General features: G+C 61.5%; 12 protein-coding genes and 1 riboswitch. Of the genes, 5 read left to right on the top strand and 7 right to left on the bottom strand.

Annotation, left to right across the window (positions count from 1 at the left end; genetic code table 11):
- Positions 1-273 precede the first annotated feature (273 nt).
- The 6 genes from HMPREF2944_RS03605 to HMPREF2944_RS08995 form a co-directional block, all read right to left on the bottom strand.
- Positions 274-2,451: a S9 family peptidase gene (locus tag HMPREF2944_RS03605; protein ID WP_070680582.1), complete on the bottom strand. Its 2,178-nt coding sequence runs from the start codon at positions 2,449-2,451 to the stop codon at positions 274-276.
- Positions 2,452-2,675: 224 nt separating this feature from the next.
- Positions 2,676-3,893 (bottom strand): ribosome small subunit-dependent GTPase A, encoded by a 1,218-nt coding sequence (gene rsgA / locus HMPREF2944_RS03610; protein WP_070680585.1) that lies wholly within the window; start codon positions 3,891-3,893, stop codon positions 2,676-2,678.
- 102 nt (positions 3,894-3,995) lie between these two features.
- Positions 3,996-4,826: an ABC transporter gene (locus tag HMPREF2944_RS03615; protein ID WP_070680588.1), complete on the bottom strand. Its 831-nt coding sequence runs from the start codon at positions 4,824-4,826 to the stop codon at positions 3,996-3,998.
- A 1-nt stretch (position 4,827) separates the two neighbouring features.
- On the bottom strand, positions 4,828-5,688 hold the full coding sequence (locus HMPREF2944_RS03620; RefSeq protein WP_070680591.1) for an ABC transporter permease: 861 nt from the start codon (positions 5,686-5,688) through the stop codon (positions 4,828-4,830).
- Complete coding sequence (locus HMPREF2944_RS03625; protein ID WP_070680594.1) at positions 5,685-6,671, bottom strand: ABC transporter ATP-binding protein; 987 nt, start codon at positions 6,669-6,671, stop codon at positions 5,685-5,687. The genes HMPREF2944_RS03620 and HMPREF2944_RS03625 overlap by 4 nt, the downstream gene beginning before the upstream one ends.
- A 400-nt stretch (positions 6,672-7,071) precedes the next feature.
- Entirely contained in the window at positions 7,072-8,280 is a 1,209-nt protein-coding gene (locus tag HMPREF2944_RS08995; RefSeq protein ID WP_083313062.1) for an MFS transporter, read from the bottom strand.
- Between the two features lie 144 nt (positions 8,281-8,424).
- Between HMPREF2944_RS08995 and HMPREF2944_RS09000 the strand changes: the two genes are divergently transcribed.
- From HMPREF2944_RS09000 to HMPREF2944_RS03640, 4 genes are all read left to right on the top strand, one after another.
- Positions 8,425-8,775: an ArsR/SmtB family transcription factor gene (locus HMPREF2944_RS09000; protein ID WP_083313067.1), complete on the top strand. Its 351-nt coding sequence runs from the start codon at positions 8,425-8,427 to the stop codon at positions 8,773-8,775.
- 154 nt (positions 8,776-8,929) lie between these two features.
- A riboswitch (SAM riboswitch) is annotated at positions 8,930-9,042 on the top strand.
- Positions 9,043-9,147: 105 nt separating this feature from the next.
- The gene (locus tag HMPREF2944_RS03630; RefSeq protein WP_070680597.1) at positions 9,148-10,494 is read left to right on the top strand and encodes a bifunctional o-acetylhomoserine/o-acetylserine sulfhydrylase; all 1,347 of its coding nucleotides are present in this window, start codon (positions 9,148-9,150) and stop codon (positions 10,492-10,494) included.
- A gap of 180 nt (positions 10,495-10,674) precedes the next feature.
- Positions 10,675-11,979: a homoserine O-acetyltransferase MetX gene (locus tag HMPREF2944_RS03635; protein ID WP_083313063.1), complete on the top strand. Its 1,305-nt coding sequence runs from the start codon at positions 10,675-10,677 to the stop codon at positions 11,977-11,979.
- A 347-nt stretch (positions 11,980-12,326) separates the two neighbouring features.
- Positions 12,327-12,677: a MerR family transcriptional regulator gene (locus HMPREF2944_RS03640; protein ID WP_049332847.1), complete on the top strand. Its 351-nt coding sequence runs from the start codon at positions 12,327-12,329 to the stop codon at positions 12,675-12,677.
- Between the two features lie 143 nt (positions 12,678-12,820).
- Here HMPREF2944_RS03640 and HMPREF2944_RS03645 read toward each other — a convergent pair whose 3' ends face one another.
- Positions 12,821-13,075 (bottom strand): MerR family transcriptional regulator, encoded by a 255-nt coding sequence (locus HMPREF2944_RS03645; RefSeq protein WP_070680600.1) that lies wholly within the window; start codon positions 13,073-13,075, stop codon positions 12,821-12,823.
- A gap of 95 nt (positions 13,076-13,170) precedes the next feature.
- On the opposite strand from HMPREF2944_RS03645, the gene HMPREF2944_RS03650 reads away from it, so the two are divergent.
- Entirely contained in the window at positions 13,171-13,923 is a 753-nt protein-coding gene (locus tag HMPREF2944_RS03650; protein ID WP_070680603.1) for an alpha/beta hydrolase, read from the top strand.
- Positions 13,924-14,057: the final 134 nt, after the last annotated feature.

The raw sequence follows: 14,057 nt of genomic DNA on the forward strand, positions 1-14,057 counted from the left end.
TGGAGGGGCGGTGTCGTCCGTAGTGACATCAGGGCGTTCTCCGTAGCCTATGCGGACCAGGCGGTGAGGCTACACCTTCCGGAAGCGCCCTCAGGGTGTCACACGGGTGCTCTCCGCAGCGAAGCGAGGAGAGTGCGGAGCACCCGTGTGACGGGTGCCCCTGCGTAGGCGCGGAGGAAGTGTGTAGCGAACCGCCACAGGAGCAGAGATAAGCAAAGAACGCCCCGTCCGTATCACTTGGATACAGACGGAGCGTTCTTTTTAAGAGAGCAGCTACTTGGTGAGGCCCAGGTGAGTCAGCAGGAACGCGTAATCCCACGCAATCTCACGCCAACGGGTATACCTGCCGGAACCACCACCGTGACCGCCCGACATGTCAATCTTCAGCAGCGGCACCGGCGACGACGGGTCAATCTGCTCGCGCAGCGCCGCAATCCACTTTGCGGGCTCCACGTAGAGCACACGGGTGTCGTGCAGGCTCGTCACCGCAGCAATCGCCGGGTAACGGACCGGGCGGATGTTCTCGTACGGGGTGTACGACTTCATGTAGGCGTACACTTCCGGGTCCTCAATCGGGTTGCCCCACTCTTCCCACTCCATCGCCGACAGCGGCAGTTCCGGGTCGAGGATGGTAGTCAGCGCATCCACGAACGGTACGGCCGCCAGGCAGGCTGCGTACTTTTCGGGGGCGAGGTTCAGCACGGCGCCCATGAGCAGGCCGCCCGCGCTACCGCCGTAGCAGCCGATACGCGCCTCATCAGCCCAGGGTTTCGCCGCAATGTAGCTAGTGACGTCCACGAAGTCGGTGAAGGTGTTCTTCTTCGCGAGCTTCTTGCCGTTCTGGTACCAGGAGCGGCCCATCTCGCCGCCGCCGCGAATATGCGCAAGCACGTAGATAACGCCGCGGTCCAGGATCGATAGCAGCGGAATGGAGAACAACGGGTCCATGGACGACTCGTAGGAGCCGTAACCGTACTGGAGGACGGGGTGCGGCTTGCTCATGTCCAGGTCGGCGCGGTGAATCACCGAAATAGGGATGAGCGTGCCGTCCGCCGCCGGTGCCCAGTCGCGGTAAGCGCGGTAGTCCTCACGGTTGTAGCCGCCCAGCACCGGGGTTTCGCGGCGCAGCAGCAGGGTCTGCGACATGGGGAAGTAGTCGTAGACGCGGCGCGGCGTCAGGTACGAGGTGTAGGCGATGCGCAGCACGGGGGAGTAGTTCTCGGCGCGCAGCACGGATGCGGTGTACAGTTCCTCGTCGAAGCCGGCCGGTTCCATGAAGGTCACGCCGGCGGGGCGGCGGCGGCGCCACTGGATGGGCAGCTGCTCACGCGGTGCGAGGAAGATGCGGGTGGTGGTGTCCGCGCGGGCGGTGACGACCAGGTGCGTTGCGGTGAAGGTGAAGCCCTCCAGGCGCACGTGTTCGCTGTGGCGGATGACCGGCACCCAGCGGGCGGCGTACTCTTCGAGGCTTTCACCTTCGCGCGGCATGTCTGCGAGGACCAGCTCGGAGTTCAGCGCATTGTAGTCGTGCTGAATCAGCAGGTGCTGCTCGCCGGCAATGTTGAGCGGCTCGGCGTAGTATTCGATGCCTGCGCTCTTGGGGATGAGCAGGGTCGGCTCGCCCTTGGGTTCGCGGGTGGGGATGAGGCGCACCTCCGTGTACTCGGAGTTCGAGCTGGTGAGCACTACGGAGGAACGGTCGGAGCTCATGGCCGCCGAGAGCCACATGGTGTTGTCGGGCTCTTCGTAGATGAGGTGGTCTTCGGTGCCCTGGCCGACGTCGTGCACGTAGACGCGCCAGGGGCGCCAGGAGTCGTCGGGGACCATGTAGACGAGCTGCTCGGCGTGGTTGATGAAGAAGGAACCGGCCGTGATGTTGGGGATGGTGTCCTCGAGGAAGGAGCCGGTTTCCATGTTGAGGAAGCGCTGCTCGTAGCGTTCGTCGCCCTTCTCGTCCACGGAGATGCTCAGCAGCTTGCCGCTGCGGGAGGGCTGGAAGCTGCCGAGGGAGAAGAACTCCATATCCTTGGCGTACTCGTTGCAGTCCAGGATGACGATTTCGCCCTCGAGCGGCTCGCCGGGCTTGACGGTCGGCGGGGTGTAGCGCACCACCTCGTCGCCCTCGTTGAGGGCGGGGTAGCGGTAGAAGACGGGGTACTGGCCGCCGGGCACCATGCGGCTGTAGTACCACCAGTCGCCGATGCGGTTCGGAACGGTCAGATCGGCGAGGAGGGTGCGGTCCTTAATCTCGTTGAAGATGGACTCGCGGAGGGGCTGCTGGTCTGCGGTGACGGCTTCGGTGTACTCGGCTTCTGCCTTGAGGTAGTCGAGGACCTCTTCGCTTTCCTTGTCGCGGAGCCATTCGTAGGGGTCGATGAAGACGTCGCCGTGGTGTTCGCGGCGGTGCTCGACCTTCTTCGGTACGGGCGGGGTGAGGTTCTGTTCAGCCATGAGGCCACCTCTTTCCTTGAGTTTAGATCTGTGAACGGTGTGTGCCGGAGGTGCCGGGGTCCCCGCCGTGGGCTTGGCGGACGGGGCGCTGGGGCCTGTGGGCACGCCTGTTTCTAGTGTATCGAAGAGTGAGGGAGGCTACTATATTGCGGCCTGCGCAGGATTACCTGGCTCAGCTCGTGGAAGCATCGCCGAAGCACCGCCGGAACGTGCATGTTCGGCGGTTAGTTGGCCCGCCCCTTGAAGGACATAAGCGTGCGGCGGCCCGCCTTGTTCGCCTTCGTGAAGGCGCGGTTACTCTGCCGGTACTCGCGTTCCTGGGAGCGCAGGCGTAGGCGCGCGGATTCCGCCATCATCCTGCGGTAGCGTTCGAAACGCTCGGGGTTGAGGACGCCGGCGGTGAGTGCCTGCTGCACCGCGCATCCAGGTTCGGAGCTGTGGGAGCAGTCGCTGTACCGGCACGCGGAGGCGTAGCTGGAGACGTCGTCGAAGGTCTCGTCGATTGCGGCGCTATCGCTCGTGGCGGCGAGGGCTCGCACGCCCGGGGTGTCAATCAGCACCGTGCCAGCTGAGGATTCTGCGACGAAGCAATCCGTGCCGGATTCTCCAGCGCCGGGCAGAACAATCATCTGGCGACTGGTGGTGGTGTGGCGTCCCTTGCCGTCGGTGCCGCGAACCGCGGAGGTTACCTGCACCTGGTTCTCTGAGCCGTCCTCGCGGGGGTTAACTCCGGGGTTGAGTAGGGCGTTGACGAGGGTGGATTTTCCGGCGCCGCTGCGGCCCAGGAACGCGGTGGTGCGCCCGGCAACGAGCTCCGCGACCGGGGCAGGGTCGTAGCCGTTGTCCGTGCAGACGGTGAGTACCGCATCCACGTCGCTTCCCAGAGACTCCCGGTACCCGGCGAGCTGTTCGGCCGTTACTAGGTCACCCTTGGTGAAAATCAGCGCGACCTGCACCCCGGAGGCATGCGCCAGGGCGGTGTAGCGTTCAATGCGCCCAATGGACGGCTCGGGGAAGCACGGTTCAACGATGCAGAGCATATCCACGTTAGCGGCGACGGGCTGATCCGCGGATTCTCGGGTGGCGCTGGGGCGGGTGAGGTAGCTGCGCCGGGGCAGAATCACGAGGAGCTTATGCTCGGAAGGGTGGGTTTCACCGCCGGTTCCGGGGATAGGCTGAGCCAGCACCCAGTCACCGACGACGGGGTATTCCTCTTCGCCGTAGTCGTTCTCGACCGGGCGCAGGGGAGCGGAAAGCTTCACGAGCTCACCCCGCTCGCAGGTCAGCAGCTCGCAGCGGGTGCGGTGCACGGCACTGACGCGGGCGAGGGTGAAATCATCAAGCGTGCCGTCGAGGGTGAATGCGGCGCGGATTGCCGCGCCCTGCCAGGAGGGGTCGAAACCGAGGGCCTCGAGCGTGTACGTGGCGGGAGGAGTAGTCACAGGAGATTCTTTCTTGGTTGCGGTGCCCGGTTGAATATGACGCCCGGATAATGCGCCGGGTAGCGGGTACTTAAAAGGTTTGTTCTTTTTGGGTTTCACGCCCTATAGCAGTGAGGCGCGGGCGCCGGCGCGGATGCGGCGGGCGGCAAGGAAAGTCAGCCCCAACCCGATAGCGGCGTAGAGTATCGCCAGGGCTGTGTCCGATGCCAGGAGCGCGAAGAGATCCGGCGCGGTGCCGCTCGCAATATCGCCAGAGGTATCTAAAGTCTGCACCAGTCGGGACCCGGGGACCCACGAACACACCCACGCAAGCCAGCCGGGGTAGGTGCTCACCGGCACAATCACGCCAGCGCTGACCGGCAGAATAATCGACAGAAAATTGGACCCCGTGTACGGATCCGACAGGTACAGGCCCAGCCCGGCGGCAAAAATGCCCAGGCAGACCCCGCCCAGAACCGCAACCGGCATCAGCGCGATGGCGCCGAGCAGAAGCCCGGAACCCGCCCCGGTAGAGGGTGCCGTGAGGGAGAGCAACCACACGATGCCCACATTGCTCAGGCCCGTCACGGAGGCCAACAGCGCGGGCACCGCCGCCGCACCCAGCCAGTAGCCCGCATCCACCGCTCGTGCCGTGCACACGTACTCGAAGACGCCGATCCACCGGTCGGTAGCGACGCGCGCGACAATGCCGGCGGCCACCGAGCTGAGGGTGGCAATCAGGGCGGTCGCGCAGCCGATGCGTACCGTATCGTTCGCGGCGAGGTCGGCACCCAGTAGCACCGTGAAAAGCACGTTGAGGCCCGGCACGAGAACCAGGGTCGTGATGGCCGTTCCGAGGGTTGCGAAGGTAATGGACGACGACCAGCCGATAGAGGCGGTAGACAGAGCTCGACGCACCACGCCGGGCAGGGAGTCAGTAGAGAGAACACGCACGCTACATCGCCCCTAGGGTGCCGCGGCGACGGGCGGAGGCGAGAGCCTTCCGCGCAAAGAGGAAAGCGCATGCCGCCCAGATGAAGCTCACGATCAGGGTCTGAACCAAGGGGAGGAGCGCATCCGCCGGGGTAGTGATGGCGGTACGCCCAAGTAGGAGGTGAACCGGCGCCTGCAGGGGAATGAGCACGCCCGCGGCATCCAGCCAGGCGGGCGCCTCAACGGTCGTGAAGAGGACCCCGGAAAGAATAAAAACCGGTACGAGCAGAAGCTCCTCGTAGGCGATAGCGTTCGGTGTGGCCACGAAGAACACCGCAATCATGAACGTGACCGACAGGCAGGCAAGCCATAGCAGGGGAACGCCCAGAACGTAGCGCGGCCAGAGGGCAGAAAAGTCCGTGACCTGCGGGTTGAGGGTCGCCAGGGCCCACGTCAACCACGCCAGCGGTAGGGCTGCCAGACCCACAATGGAGGCACTCGAAACGATAGCCGCCAGCACCCGCAGCGGAGAAATCGACCCCGAACACAGGTACACGAGGGTCCCGCGGAAGCGCTCAAAATTAATGATGCCTGCCGATACGATGCAGACCGACCACATGCCCACAATGCCCGCGCGGGTCCACGCCAGGGTCGGGTCGACAGTCTGCCCCGCGGAGCTCTGCGCCGCCGCGTGCACGGCGAGCGCCTGAATAATAACCGATCCGAGTACCGTACTGATGAGTAGCTGGATGAAGTAGGGGACCGTCAGGAACTGCCGCAGACTAAAGCCCATGAGCCGCAGCTGACGGGCGCACTCCTGCCACAGGTTGTACCCTCGGCGCTGTTGCCGGGACTCTACCGGACGCCGTGTCTGAGCGTTCATCGTTTGAGCCCCTCCGCCATCGCCAGGTATGCCTCTTCCAGGGTTGCCGGGCGAGTGTACGGCTCGGTCCGTACCCCAATGCGTGAGGCGGTGAGCCCCTCCGCCAGGATGCGGTGCGCCTCGCCCGCCTCGAACGTGGCGCGCTCGCCGTGCCAGTAGAGGGTCAGCTCCCAACCGGAACCGCGCGGGGCAAACAGCACCGCCGCCTTATTGCCGAGGAAGCCGCGTAGTGTATCAATGCCCTCGGTAGCAGTGGGGTCCACCTGAACCACGGTCGTGGCGGCAATACCTGCGTGCGCGGCAACGTCCTCGAGGGTGCCGCTCACCGCAACGGAACCGGCGCCCAAAACGGTGATGGTGTGCGCCAGATCCTCAATTTCGCCGAGGAGGTGGCTCGTCAGCAGAATGGCGGTACCTTCATCCGCCAGAGACCGGATGAGGGTACGCACGGTCAGGGCGATATCGGGGTCGAGCCCGTTGGTTGGCTCATCCAGCAGGAGCAGGGCGGGGGAGCCGAGCAGGGCGCGGGCAATATGCAGGCGCTGCTTCATGCCGCGGGAGAACTCTTGGACGGGCCGCGTGGCGGCGTCGGTGAGCTCTACACGGGCTAGGGCATGCTCCACCTCGTGTCGTCGAGCCCGCCCGGAAACCCCCGCAATATCGGCGAAGAACAGCAGGTTATCGCGGGCACTGGCGCGTGGGTAGAAGCCGTTCTCCCCGCCCAACGCGAGACCCACGTGACGGCGCGCCCGCTGCGGGTGAGCGATAGCATCAACGCCGTTCACGGTGAGGCTACCGCCGGTGGGAGTGAGCAGGGTCGAGCACATCTGCACGGTCGTCGTTTTGCCCGCACCGTTGGGGCCGAGAAGGGCATGAATTTCACCGGAGCTGACGCGAAGCGACACCCGGTCGACGGCGGTAAAGGCACGTTCGCCTGTGCCAAAGACGCGGCGAAGCCGTGCCGCGTCAAGAATTGTAGACATCGTGATAAAACCTTGCGGTGCTTAGTCACCCGAAGCCGCTTGAGCATGGTGTTCGCAGGCCTGCAATACGTGGGACGGGTGAGATGAATAGTCGTGAGAGAGGCACTACGTAGTGCCCGAATAATCCCAAGTCACCGACTGCAGGTGCGGAAGGTATAACAACGAAACCCTCAGAACTTTGGTATCCCAAGCGCACACTATGCGCTCCTGAAATGTATCGAACCAAAGCAGGGTTGTTTCTGAAATTTTTTAGAGCCCACCATCTGGGCGGGCATTCCGCGAGCCGGTGCGACTTTAGCGGGAGGTCATACCTCATCACTCCTAGATTCAAGGTTTCCATCAGTGTAGCACGGCTCACGGAATGCTGTGATTAAATTTTTTTTGATTTTATTCGAAGAAGTTAAAACGATCCCCCGTTATTCGATCGGAATGCCCCACCAAGTGCATAGACACCAAGAGAAATTGCGACTGCACATGCACTCATGACGGCTATACCGCTATACCCCGGAAACTGCGTAAGTAATGTACCGCCAACGGCACCGCTGATAGTTGTTCCAGCGTACATTGCCGTGTTTGAGAGGGATGATACAGTACCGCGAGCTATAGCGGTATGGCTTTGTAGCTCTCCCATGAGGACGGGGAGCATAATTCCTCCGAGAAAAAGTGCAAGAGTAAAAATACCTAAAGCAGTCCAGAAATTAGCTGTCAATGACGCCGAGAGATACACAATACTGAGTGCCATAAGTCCCATGAGCATAGTCTTCTGCGTACCTATATGTGCGACGAATCGTGACCCTGTGAGGGAGCCTAGAGCGTTGCCACATCCGATTACAAGCATGGCGAAACCGATGGTTGTCTGCGATGCCCCAAAGTCTCGCGCGAACCATGAACCTATGAAAGATAGAGATGCGAATACTCCTGTCTGGAAAATCAGGTACGCCAGGAGGGATAGCAAAAGTGAAGGGGCTTTTAAAACGTGCAGGTAGGGAGTCAGAAAATTTCCATCTTGCGCTGCAGACACAGGGGGAATGCTGGGAAAACGTGAATAGAGTATACCCAAGAGAAGAAGAGACGCTGCGGCGATTGCAAAAAATGGTATCTGCCATCCATAAGTGGAGAGGAAAGAACCTACAGGAATACCGGCGATTTGGGCTATGGCAAGTCCAGCCGTTGCATATCCCATAGTTTTAATAATGGCTTGTTTCGGCACTGTCATGGGGATAGATGCCCAAATCTGCGGTGAGATCAGAGAAGCGAACACTCCCGCAAGAAACCGGGCGGTAAAAAGAGACCAAAACCCCCATGCTAAACCGCATAAGCCCGTAAAAAGCGTAAAGCCGATGGACCCGGTAAGAATAATGCGCCTGCGATCAACGCGGTCTGACAGCGGGCCTGCAATGAGTGCGAAAATTGCATACCCTAAAGCGTATGCAGAGACGAACCACCCTGATTGTTCTGTGCTGGTGTTGAACTCCTTGCTGAGTAGCGGAAGCAGAGGGGCAGTGAGAAAAGTATCTGTGCCGATGACAAAGAGAGTGCTGAATGATACAAGCCGCATGGTTGCCTCAGAATTTTGAGGTAGCTGATGAGATGTATTGTGAGAACTCATTGTGCATCCTTTCATGTTATTTCTATGTTCGTCGAAATTAGAATAAATCTATATTATGCTAGAGGGCAAGCCCAAGATGTAATATTCTGTCACAGAGTCATGAAGGCTCAATACGTTATGCGAAAAACCCGGAAAGGCGTGGTTATGGGTAAGGAACGGCTGTATCACCCCACCTCTGATGACGTGACGTTGGATCGTGTCCTTGGCGCATTGTCAGACCCCATTCGACGAGATGTTCTCGCCCGTATCGCAGACCACGGGCCACAGTTCTGCGGTGATTTTGACTATGGAATCGCCAAATCTACGATGTCTTATCATTTCAAAGTGCTCCGAGAATCAGGGCTCATGCACACCGAAGTGCTGGGAACGCACCGTAAAATTACACGCCGAGACAGCGTGATTGAGAATCTTTTCCCCGGTCTTTTAGACTCTGTTGGACTACCACCGGGTCAAGGCCAATGGGGTGAATCTGCTGCGGATACTACAGGTGCCTGACTCGGCTAATCGGGTTGAGAGTATGCGAACCCCTAAAATGAGGTCAGAGCAAAGGCAATTCATAAAACGTCATCTTTGCAATGAAGCGTCTTAAAGTGTCGCGCACTCCTAAAACCCTTGACCCCGCGCAACCGATTATGACACCCTAATGACAGGTCAAGAGCGCCAGCGACAAGCCCCAGCTAGCTGGCCGGCAACCCTCCTCCGCGGTGGGGTGCCCTGGGTGAAGACCGGGCGTTACGCACAAGCGTGACGCAAGCGCGGGACCGATGTGACCGAATCCGGTACATCAATCGTGACAGGACAACTCAACGACGATTCCTGTACCGCTCGGCATGCGGCCCCCTAACTATCCCCTTAGGAGAGCCAAGCATGAGCAACAACACTACCGTCCCGACTCCCGCCAACCCCGCCGGTTGGAAGTTCGAAACCCGCCAGATTCACGCGGGACAGGCACCGGATGCCGCAACGGGAGCTCGGGCACTACCCATCTACCAGACCACTTCCTTCGTCTTCGACAGTGCAGAGCAGGCAGCGAACCGCTTCGCTCTCGCCGAGCTGGGCCCCATCTACACCCGCCTCAACAACCCCACCCAGGAAGTTATCGAGAACCGCATCGCCTCCCTCGAGGGCGGCGTCGGCGCGCTCCTGCTGGCCTCCGGTCAGGCGGCCATCACCTACGCAATCCTGAACATTGCCGGTGCCGGTGACCACGTGGTCGCTTCGCCCTCCGTGTACGGCGGTACCTATAACCTGCTCAAGTACACCCTCGCCGATCTCGGCATCGAAACCACCTTCGTTGAGAATCCTGACAACCTCGACGAGTGGCGCGCCGCGGTTCGCCCCAACACCAAGCTGTTCTACGGCGAGTCCGTGCCCAACCCCCGCAACGACGTGCTCGACATTGAGCCCATCGCCGCAATTGCCCACGAAAACGGCGTGCCCCTGATCGTGGACAACACCGTGCCCACCCCCTACCTGCTGCGCCCCATCGAGCACGGCGCGGATGTGGTCGTCCACTCCGCCACCAAGTACCTGGGCGGCCACGGCACCTCCATCGGCGGCGTGATTGTGGACTCCGGTAACTTCGACTACGGCGCAGACCCCGAGAAGTTCCCCAAGTTCAACCAGCCTGCCCCCGGCTACCACGGCCTGGTCTACGCACGCGATCTGGGCAAGGACTCCGCGTTCGGTGCGAACCTCTCCTACATTCTGAAGGCCCGCGTTTCGCTGCTGCGTGACACCGGTGCCGCCATCTCGCCGACCAACGCCTTCAACATCGGCATCGGTCTGGAGACCCTCTCCCTGCGCATCGAGCGCCACATCGAGAACGCCACCAAGGTCGCTCGCTGGCTCGAAGCCAACCCGCAGGTCGACCGTGTTATCTGGGCTGGCTTGGAATCCTCTCCCTGGTACGAGCGCGCACAGAAGTATCTGCCCAAGGGCCCCGGCGCGGTCGTCGGTTTCACTCTCAAGGGCGCAACCCTGGAGCAGACCCGCGACTTCGTGGACGCCCTGAAGCTGCACTCGAACGTGGCCAATATTGGTGACGTGCGCTCGCTCGTGATTCACCCGGCCTCCACCACCCACTCCCAGCTGTCCGCCGAGGAGCTGGAGAAGATTGGCGTGTACCCGAACTTCGTGCGCCTCTCCGTCGGCATCGAGAACATCGACGATATTCTTGCCGACCTGCAGCTGGGTTTCGACACCCTCTCCTAAACGCGGCGGCCCGCCCCCGCGGACGGGCCGAGGAGGCGCCACCCGGCACCCCTCAGCCCGTCCGCGGGGGATTACCCCGCATCCGTTATCTTTGCCGTTTCTGACCCGCCGCCCCTAACTGGCCGACGCGTTCTTACCGCCGCGACGCGGACAGCTCTGCACAACCCACCGGAGGGACCCATGACCGCTCAGACCACCCCCGAAACCTGTACTGCCCAGCCCGTGACCGCCCCCATTCCCGTGGCGGGCACCCGCACCGAACATCCCGAGGCGCAGGGCTACCTGCGTCAGCTGGCCATCGGTGATTTTGAACTTGAATCCGGCATCACCCTGCCGCAGGTGACCATCGGCTACGAAACCTGGGGTACCCTCAACGAGACCGGCGATAACGCCATCCTCATCCTGCACGCACTCACCGGCGACACGCATGTCTCCCGCGGCGTGCCCACCCCGGATATGCCCGCGCCCCTCATCCGCGCTATCGAATCCGACGGCTGGTGGGAGGGCATCGTGGGCCCCGGCGCGGTCATCGACACCAACCGATACTTCGTCGTTGCCCCCAATATTCTGGGCGGCTGCTACGGTTCGACCGGTCCGGCCAGCATCATTCCCGAGGGCTACCCGGGCGCCGGCGAGCACTGGGGATCCCGATTCCCGCTCGTCACCATCCGCGACTCGGTGCGTGCTGAGGCGCGTCTGGCCCGGGCCCTGGGCATCACGAGCTTCCGCTACGTCATCGGCGGTTCCCTCGGGGGCGCACGCGCCGTAGAATGGGCCGCAACCAACCCCGAGCTGGTGCGCGGATGCGCGGTCATCGCTTCCGGTCCTTCGGCCACCGCCGAGCAGATTTCCTGGGCGCACACGCAGAACCTGGCGATTCGCTCCGACGCGAACTTTGCCGGCGGCGACTACTACAACGGCCCCGCGCCGGCCGCGGGCCTCGCCCTGGCCCGCCGCATCGCCCACACCACCTACCGCAGCCCCGCCGAGCTGGAGCACCGCTTCGGCCGCGAGGAGAACCGCGGAGAAAGCGTTGAGGGCGGCTTGCTGGGCCAGCATCGCGGACGCTACGCCATCGAGAGCTACCTGGATCACCACGGCAACAAGCTGGTGGAACGCTTCGACGCGAACAGCTACCTGGCCGTCAACGAGGCCCTCATCTCGCACGATGTGGCGCGCGGTCGCGGCTCGCTCTCGCAGGCGCTGGCCCGCACCGATTGCGAGTGGACAATTGCCGCGGTGAACACCGATCGCCTGTTCTTCCCGCACGAGTCGCATCGCCTGGCGGAGGCGTTGCCCAACCCGGTCGAGGTGAACATCATCGAGTCGAACCACGGCCACGATGGCTTCCTCATCGAGGCAAAGCAGGTGGAACGCATCCTGGCTTGCGCCCTGGGCACGGCCGAGGATGAGCCTCTGGACGAGAAGACTCGCGAACGCGAGGCTCTCGAATCCATTACGAGCCTGTACCGCACTGTGGCATAGCCGCCTGAGAACCGCTTTGCCGATGCGGGGCCTGCCCGAGAATTTCCGCGGTGGACGGGGAACTCCGGGGGTACTCATAGTGTCGTCATAGGCTCTTCCACCAGGTGAGAACATCGGTAAAACACCGTTCATGACGGAGCGCGTGCCGCCGGTCCTTCTACGTGAGGGATCGGCGGCACGCGGTCGTTCCACCAAAAATAGTATTTGCACTAGTCAGGTAAATATATTCCGCTGGAAGGGGCGCGGTGCCCCGCCTCAAGATCCTCGGGAACATGCTTTTTGGGGCCCGAAAAGAGAAGACGGCTCAGTTTGCTTTAGACCCGCTCTAACCTCCTAGCATGTAATCCGTGGCAAGTATTCAAGAGGTAGCAGAGCAGTTGGGGGTGAGCACCCACGCCCTGCGTTATTACGAAAAAGAGGGGTTAATCGCGGTGCCCCGAGATGCTCACGGAAATCGCGTATTTGACGAAGAGTCCATCTCTTCGGCTCGGTTTATTGCCACCTGCCGACAGGCCGGAATGAGTCTTGCTGACATCCGCACTATTCTGAGCAACCCGCACGACCACGCTCTCTCCATCGAGGTGATGGAACGTGCCCGAGTGAAGATTGAAAACGAAATCCTCGGATTGCAGCTGAATCTTGAGCACCTAGACCGCCGTATTCAGGAGCATCGCCGTCAACTGGGCGATGCGGCCTAATAGGAATGTCGCTAGTAGCGACGGCTAACGCAGCATGGAACGCCCGGTATTCCCCGGATGGGGGGAACCGGGTGTATTTTCGTGCCCGGATGCTCACGCATAGCTCTTGGGCCTCTTCAGCTTGGGGTCAGCCTGGGGGGGGCTTAACCCCAGGTCACGTTCTCCGGGTCTACGCCGTGCGTTCGAATGCCGGTGGCGCGGTACCCCATGATGACGGTGATCCGTTCAAGACCTGTATCGGTGTAGTATCGGTACCCGTTGAACTCATCGTGTGCTGGGTTGAGTAGGCCTCGCTGCTCCCAATGGTGTAGCGTGCGGACTGTAAGCCCGTGCAATGATGCCGCTTCTCCCACGGTGTATTCGTGCTGCCCGTCAGGTGGTGTTATGTTCGCGTCCATGGTGTCACTCTAAAACCTGACGTTAGGTGAGGGTCAAGCCTTGAGCGGAAATCTATTTCGGTTGTTTATGGCAGGCTCCTCGGTAAGATGAAGATATGAGTGAAAATACGTACATTGTCGAATATTCCCGACCCGAGGATGAACGCGCCGGAACCCACCTGGTGCTTCTGCTGCACGGCTACGGATCCCAGGAGCATGATTTGCTGTCCCTGGCGGCGCATCTTCCGCAGGAGGGCATCACTTACGCGGGGATGCGCGCCCCGCAGCCGGTAGGCACCCAGTTTTCGGCGGACGCAACCGGCGCGCACATTCCCGCCGAGGCCATAGGTTACCAGTGGTATCCGCTGGATCAGCAGCTCAATGCGGATGTGCGATCCATAGAACAGGCCAGCGACTACGTCCTGGAGTGGGTCGAGCAGCACGAATCACACTATGCTTCGGTCGCGCTGGTGGGGTTCTCGCAAGGCATGGCGGTGGCGACTTCTATGGTGCGGCATCGCCCAGGAAAATTTGCTGCACTGGTGGGGCTCTCCGGATACGCGGTCGAATCAGACTCTCCCTATTTCAGGGATGACGAGCTCAAAGCCACCGAGCTACCCGTTTTCTACGGCAGGGATCAGGAAGACCCTATTATTCCGCAGCCCTTCGTGGATTACACCTATGAGTGGATTCGCGCATATACCGACGGCATCAAAGTTCTGTATGCGGGCGCCGGGCACGGGGTAAGCGCCCTGGAAATTCGCCATGTGGGCGAGTTCCTGGAGGTGAAGGTGCAGGGTCAGGAGCCGCGTATTCGCGCGCAGAAGGTTGCGGAGGCGACCGGCACCGTGGAAGGCTCTGACGTCTAAATCGACTATATGGAAAGCCCCCGGGTCATCAACTCGGGGGCTTACGTGTAGTTCCGTTTGGAAAGGCGGTTATCGTCCTCGTTCCTACAGGGGCTGGGTGGGACGCTATACCCTTCCTCCGCTCCTGCAGGGGC

The organism is Rothia sp. HMSC072E10 (genome assembly GCF_001813965.1).
Classification (GTDB): Bacteria; Actinomycetota; Actinomycetes; order Actinomycetales; family Micrococcaceae; genus Rothia; species Rothia mucilaginosa_A.

Coding starts and splice junctions, on each gene's coding strand:
- HMPREF2944_RS03605 (WP_070680582.1), bottom strand. CDS start 2,451: ATGGCTGAACAGAACCTCACCCCGCCCGTACCGAAGAAGGTCGAGCAC.
- HMPREF2944_RS03620 (WP_070680591.1), bottom strand. CDS start 5,688: ATGAACGCTCAGACACGGCGTCCGGTAGAGTCCCGGCAACAGCGCCGA.
- HMPREF2944_RS03625 (WP_070680594.1), bottom strand. CDS start 6,671: ATGTCTACAATTCTTGACGCGGCACGGCTTCGCCGCGTCTTTGGCACA.
- HMPREF2944_RS08995 (WP_083313062.1), bottom strand. CDS start 8,280: ATGAGTTCTCACAATACATCTCATCAGCTACCTCAAAATTCTGAGGCA.
- HMPREF2944_RS09000 (WP_083313067.1), top strand. CDS start 8,425: ATGGGTAAGGAACGGCTGTATCACCCCACCTCTGATGACGTGACGTTG.
- HMPREF2944_RS03630 (WP_070680597.1), top strand. CDS start 9,148: ATGAGCAACAACACTACCGTCCCGACTCCCGCCAACCCCGCCGGTTGG.
- HMPREF2944_RS03635 (WP_083313063.1), top strand. CDS start 10,675: ATGACCGCTCAGACCACCCCCGAAACCTGTACTGCCCAGCCCGTGACC.
- HMPREF2944_RS03645 (WP_070680600.1), bottom strand. CDS start 13,075: ATGGACGCGAACATAACACCACCTGACGGGCAGCACGAATACACCGTG.
- HMPREF2944_RS03650 (WP_070680603.1), top strand. CDS start 13,171: ATGAGTGAAAATACGTACATTGTCGAATATTCCCGACCCGAGGATGAA.